We start from the raw sequence: 5,850 nt of genomic DNA on the forward strand, positions 1-5,850 counted from the left end.
ATTGCATGGGAGAGGGGAGCCAAAAACCTCCGAAAACCACTGCACCTACTCCTTCCCAATCTCCTGCAGCATCCGCGTCATCAGGTACAGGCGCGGCACGATCGAGTCCAGTTCGACGTATTCATCGCGGGCGTGATAGCCGAAGCCAGACAGGCCAAAGCTTTCCAACACGGCTGCCTTGCCTGAACGTCCCGCAAAGCCCGCGTCGGTAGCGCCGCCCGTGCCCGGCATCAGCAGCAGCGTGCGGCCATCAAGCTCTGCATAGACCTGCTGCGCGCGCGTTGCCAGATCCTTCGCACGTGCATCGGCCACGTAGGGGGGACGGCCCTCTTCCATCGTCACCGTGGTCTGTGTATCGGGGATCAGATGGCCCGCGTTGGCCTTTTCCTGCAGCGCAACCTTCAGCTTTTGCGCCGCGCCGTTTGCGGTAACGCGCACGTCGCCGAACGCGCTCGCCGATTCCGGAATCTGGTTACCTACCACGCCGGCGTTGGCCATGGTCCAGTTCAGTTGCGAGCCCGGCACCAGCTTGGCCACGTCGCGCGTCTGCTGCAGTTGATAGGCCAGTTCCAGCAGCGCGTTGCGCCCCAGTTCCGGCGCGGCGCCCGCGTGCGACGAGCGGCCCTTGACGTGCATCGTCGCAGAGGCCGTGCCGGCTGCGCCGAGCAGCAGCGACTCAGATTTGGCAACAGCCTTGGCCACGTTCGGCTCGCACGACAGCACCACGTCATGCTGATCGGCCAGCGAGGAAATCGTCTCGCCCGAGCCATCCGATCCAATCTCCTCGTCGGCATTGAACAGCACGGTCAACTGCGCGTAGTCCTTCCACCCCTGCGCCTTGAGGATCTCCAGCGAATGCAGGATCACGGCGATACCGCCCTTGTCATCCGCGATGCCGGGCCCGTAGAGCCGGTTACCGTCCTCGCGAATCGGCTGCGTCTTCAGGATGCCGGCCGGATACACCGTATCCATATGCGCAATCAGCATGATCTTCCGCTTGCCGGTGCCGGTCAGCGTTGCCTTGACGATCGGGCCGTGCCCCTTGGCGGGGGCGATGCGTTCGACCTTCGCGCCAATCGCCTGGAGCCGTTTCGCGGTGTAGTCCGCCATGCGCGCGAGCCCTTCGGCATTGGCACTGCCCGACTCGATCGACACCATGTCCTTCAGCGACTGCACCACGGCCGGCTGCGCCGATTGCGCGGCGCCAAGCAGCGCAGCATCGGGGCTTGCCGCAGTGGCGGCACTGCAGATCGTGGCCGCGGCTATGGCAATGGCAAGGCGGCGAAGTGAAAACTGCATGTTGTCTCCTGTTCTGATGGATCTGATGGTCCTGACGGAAGCCTCCAATGTAGCGCTTGCGATATCTCGCCGGGAGGCTCAATATCGCCATTCCCAAAGCCGATCCCGCCACGCATGCCTGATCCAGCGAACACGTCGAACCAGCCGCTGCACGTCAAACTGCTCTGGCTGCCCGAAGCGATGCCCGGCACCCTGTTTGGCGCGTTGGACGTGCTGCGCACGGCCACAGGCGTTGCGCAACTGCAGCGGCCCGGAACGCCAGACCTGCTGACGTGGGAGATCATCGGCGGCAACGGCCGGCCGCTGCCAGCGCCGCTGCCTGGCCTGCCAGCCTCCTCGGCGCGCCGCGGCCCACGCAATGTCCAGACCCTGATCGTGATGCCGGGGCTGATGGCACACAGCGCCCCGCATCTTGGCGAGATCGTCGCGAATGATACGGTCACGCAGCGCATGCTTGCGCGCCATGCCGATACGGGCGGCTGGATTGCGACGATCTATTCGGGGATGATCTATCCGCTGACGCTCGGCCTGCTCGACGGTGCGCACTGCAGTGCGCCGTGGATGTTCCAGAGTTGGCTGGCCCAGCGCTTTGCGGGCTGCGACATGTCATCGGACGAACCGATGGGCCTGCATGGCCGCGTGTTCCATTGCGTGGCGCCAGCGCTGCAGACCGAATTCATGCTGCGTGTGCTGGGCCACCTGCACGATCCAGATCTCGCGCAGACCGTATCGCGGCTGCTGCTCTATCAGCAGGAACGGCAGCAATGGGTACCCGAACTGGTGTCCACGCGCTGGATCGGCAAGACGGCCGACAGCCCGGTCTATCGCGCCATCGGCTGGCTGCAGGCCCATGTCGGAGAGCCATATCGCCTGAGCGCCGTGGCCGAAGCAGCGGCGGTCAGCGAGCGGACGTTGCTGCGTCATTTCCGCCAGGTCACGGGCCAGACGCCGCTGGATTATCTGCACACGCTGCGCGTGGAGCGCGCGCGCATGCTGCTGGAAGTCACGCTGCATGGCACGCAGGCAATTGCCGAGGCGTGCGGCTATAGCGATGCCGCAGCATTCCGGCGCCTGTTCCAGCGTGCCATGCACATGTCGATGTCCGAGTACCGGACACGCTTTGCGTTGCGCACGCGCCGCCGCTACTGGCGCGTGGAGGGCCAGGCGGCGCGGCGCGGGCGTTCGGTCAAGCAGGACTGAAGGACAGGCCGAAGGGTCGATAGTGACAGTTCGCGGGCGGCTAACTGCTCAATGCAATGTGATTGACGACGTTTTCGACGCCCTGCACATACCAGGCGTCACGCTCCACCTGTTTGCGCGCGCCTTCGCTCGATGCATAACCATCGAGCGTCACCACGCGACGGTCGGTGCGCACGCTGATGCGGGCGGCATCGACAAACGGATCGGTTTCCAGCACCAGGCGCAGCGCTTCCGAGACTTCCTCGTCGCTGTCAGCTTCTGCAGGCGCAACGACGATGTCGTTGATCACGTTGCGGCATCCGCGTGACCACCATGCCAGCACGCCAGCCAGCCGCATGTGAGATAGGCTGATCACCTGCCCATTTAGCGTGACCGCGCCGTCATGCACGGAGACCTCGAGCCAGCCGCTGCGCTCGCCGATGGCCTCGCGCACGGGCTCGAGTTGCCCTTTTACCCTCGCACAGATCTTGCAATTCCTGAAATCGATCGCACTGAGCAGCCGCTCGCAAACCGCGGCACGCACCTCGCCGTCGCCAATCGGTGCGCCGCCATTTGCAATGCGCAGGTGATCGATCACCATCGTGACGCCATCCACGCGACGCAACTGGGCCGCGGCCCGGGTCTTGTCGACAATGTCGGCAACTTCGCCTTCGAGAATCAGGGCGCCGTCAGACAGGCGCAGGTTAATGGTGGGGTGAAGATGATGGCCCTGGTATGGCACATGCGCCAACGCGGCCCGCGCCTGAATCAGCACCGCTTCGCTACTCTGCATGATTTCTGTCTCCCCATTTGACGTGGAGATGGGTGGGAAGCGTGCCCCTGCCTGCAAGCACGCGTGGCGCGTCACCACAGTACGTTCGGCGAATGTACCGTGGCCCGCCTAGGCATTATAGGAAGCGTCCCGCCAATCACCGCCCGCGTTTCCCGCCAGTTGACCGGCGCCGCGCCAACGCGGACGATACGCTGCAAACGGCTCTCAGGAGTGCCCGCGATGTGCACAAACTACGCCCCCGTGCAGCAACGGATCCTGCGCGAGATCTTTGGCGTTGAACCGCCGCCGGGCATCTATCCGGAAGAAACCTGGCCTGACTACGCCGCACCGATCGTTCGCACGGGCGCGGACGGCCAGCGCGAGAGCGTGCTGGCCACTTTCGGCATGGTGCCGCGCAAGCGCACGCCGCCCGGCGCCCGCCGTTACGACACGACCAATGCGCGCACGGAGACAGTCGGCGAAAAGCCAACCTTTGCGCCGGCATGGCGTCAGGGCCAGCTTTGCCTGGTGCCCGCTACCGCGTTCTATGAGTACGCATACCCCGAGGACGGCACGCCCGAACAACCCGGCCGCGCCGAGCGCTGGAAGATCTGGCTGCCCGATGCGCCTGCATTCGGCATTGCAGGGCTCTGGCGCGCGTGGCCCGACCAGACGCACTCTTTCACGATGCTCACCGTCAACGCCGCGGCGCATGCGGTGTTGCGCCGCATGCACAAGCCGGGCGCCGAGAAGCGTTCGGTGGTGATCATCCCGGAGGCTGACTGGGACAACTGGCTGCAATGCCGTAACCCGGAACTGGCCCGCAGCTTCCTGCACCTGTATCCGGCCGGCAGGATGACCTCAGCGCCCGACCCGGTGGTTCGGGAAACAAAGGCGAAAGCGCCAGACAAGCCGCAGGATGGCGAGACGTTGTTCTGAGGCGCCGCATCCATCTCGCCCGAAAGCCCTGTTTGGGTGACGCACAGGCCCCACCAAAAGAGGGTGTCCGCTGCAGCGGTCCCTGACCATACTGGGCTGCTACCGGCCAGAAGAGCCGGCCCATCCAGGTCAGAAATCATGAATTCGGTCAGTCTTGTCGGGTACGGTCTTGCTTTTCTCATTGCGGCAATCATCGCCGCGCGCTGGATCTATCGCCATCATCCCGCACTGCGGGACGGCGACCTCGATCCGCCCAAACCTTGCCGGGACGAACTGCAGGGAGGCCATCAGGACTTCCTCAAGGCCCCCACCCGGCCGCTCCCCCGGGACTGAATCCGGCGCTGGCCGGGAACTGCGGCCGCCCTTCGTTGCCAGAATATCTCTTGCGCGCGCGCCAACTGGCGTGCACGCTGTATCCGAGCTCGCTACAAAAAGAAAGGAACAATAGGGATGGCAACTTCCAACAAGCTGCCCGCGTGGACGATCTGGTCCCCGCTGGCTGCCTGGGTCGCGTTCGGCCTGGGCCTTCTGCTGTCGGGTCAATCGTGGATGATCGCGGTCATGGCCATCGCGCTGGCCGGTGCAGTGTTTTCCGCGGTGCACCATGCCGAAGTCGTGGCCCACAAGGTCGGAGAGCCGTACGGCACGCTGGTGCTGGCCATTGCGGTGACGGTGATCGAGGTGGCGCTGATCGTGTCCGTGATGCTGTCATCGGGCCCCGAGAAAGCCGGCCTTGCCCGCGACACGGTCTTCGCCGCCGTCATGATCATCTGCAACGGGATCGTCGGCATTTGCTTGTTCGTTGGCGGCCTGCATCATCGCGAACAGGCGTTTCAGGCGCCCGGTGCCAATGCCGCGATGGCAACCCTCGTCGCACTGCTCGTGTTGACGATGGTGCTGCCCAACTTCACGAGTTCCGCTCCCGGGCCGATGATGTCGTCCTCGCAGCTTGCCTTCGCGGGCGCCATGTCGCTGGTGTTGTACGGCAGCTTCGTGTTCATCCAGACGATACGCCACCGTGACTACTTCCTGGTGGAAGGCAGCAGCGACGAGAACGAACACGCCCCACCGCCGCCCGCACGCGTGGCGGCTGCCAGCGGCCTGCTGCTGGTGGTCTGCCTGGTGGCCGTGGTTGCGCTGGCCAAGCTGCTATCGCCGTCGGTGGAAGCGGCCGTGCTGGCCGCAGGCCTGCCGCCGGCAGTGGTGGGGGTGGTGATTGCCGCGCTGGTGCTGCTGCCCGAAGGGTTGGCTGCCATGCGCGCGGCGCGCTCCGACCGGCTTCAGACCAGTATGAATCTTGCGCTGGGCTCGGCGCTGGCCAGTATCGGCCTGACGATTCCAACCGTGGCCGCCGTGTTCATCGCGCTGGCCCGCCCGCTGGAACTTGGGCTCGGCGCCAAGGAAATGGTGCTGCTGTTCCTGACGATGATCGTTTCCTCGCTGACGCTCGGCACGGGCCGCACCACGATCCTGCAGGGCGTGGTGCACCTGGTGATCTTCGCCGCGTATTTGTTCCTGACGATCGTGCCCTGATCGGTTGATTTTTTCTCCCCTCTCCCGCACGCGGGAGAGGGGTTGGGGGAGAGGGCGCAGCGGTTCAAATGCCGACTGTCGCATCTTGAAATGCCCGCCCTCTCCCCCGCCCCTTGTATGTCGCACAA

At 64.9% G+C, this 5,850-nt stretch carries 6 protein-coding genes; 4 read left to right on the plus strand and 2 right to left on the minus strand.

What is annotated here, in order from left to right; all coding sequences use genetic code 11:
* Positions 1 to 45: 45 nt before the first annotated feature.
* Entirely contained in the window at positions 46 to 1,299 is a 1,254-nt protein-coding gene (locus B552_RS0122940) for a M20/M25/M40 family metallo-hydrolase (protein WP_019451400.1), read from the minus strand.
* A 114-nt stretch (positions 1,300 to 1,413) separates the two neighbouring features.
* Between B552_RS0122940 and B552_RS0122945 the strand changes: the two genes are divergently transcribed.
* Positions 1,414 to 2,499, plus strand: coding sequence for a helix-turn-helix domain-containing protein (locus B552_RS0122945; RefSeq protein WP_019451401.1), 1,086 nt, complete (start codon positions 1,414 to 1,416; stop codon positions 2,497 to 2,499).
* A gap of 40 nt (positions 2,500 to 2,539) precedes the next feature.
* On the opposite strand, the gene B552_RS0122950 is transcribed toward B552_RS0122945, so the two are convergent.
* The gene (locus B552_RS0122950; protein WP_019451402.1) at positions 2,540 to 3,271 is read right to left on the minus strand and encodes a BON domain-containing protein; all 732 of its coding nucleotides are present in this window, start codon (positions 3,269 to 3,271) and stop codon (positions 2,540 to 2,542) included.
* Positions 3,272 to 3,490: 219 nt separating this feature from the next.
* On the opposite strand from B552_RS0122950, the gene B552_RS0122955 reads away from it, so the two are divergent.
* The 3 genes from B552_RS0122955 (at position 3,491) to B552_RS0122965 (ending at position 5,722) form a co-directional block, all read left to right on the plus strand.
* The gene (locus tag B552_RS0122955) at positions 3,491 to 4,189 is read left to right on the plus strand and encodes an SOS response-associated peptidase family protein (RefSeq protein ID WP_019451403.1); all 699 of its coding nucleotides are present in this window, start codon (positions 3,491 to 3,493) and stop codon (positions 4,187 to 4,189) included.
* A gap of 138 nt (positions 4,190 to 4,327) precedes the next feature.
* Positions 4,328 to 4,522, plus strand: coding sequence for a hypothetical protein (locus tag B552_RS28605; RefSeq protein WP_083860342.1), 195 nt, complete (start codon positions 4,328 to 4,330; stop codon positions 4,520 to 4,522).
* A gap of 117 nt (positions 4,523 to 4,639) precedes the next feature.
* Positions 4,640 to 5,722 carry an ionic transporter y4hA gene (locus B552_RS0122965; protein WP_019451405.1) on the plus strand — a complete coding sequence of 361 codons (1,083 nt, stop codon included), beginning with the start codon at positions 4,640 to 4,642 and terminating at the stop codon, positions 5,720 to 5,722.
* The last annotated feature ends 128 nt before the right edge of the window (positions 5,723 to 5,850 follow it).

This window comes from Cupriavidus sp. BIS7, assembly GCF_000292345.1.
Lineage (GTDB): Bacteria > Pseudomonadota > Gammaproteobacteria > Burkholderiales > Burkholderiaceae > Cupriavidus.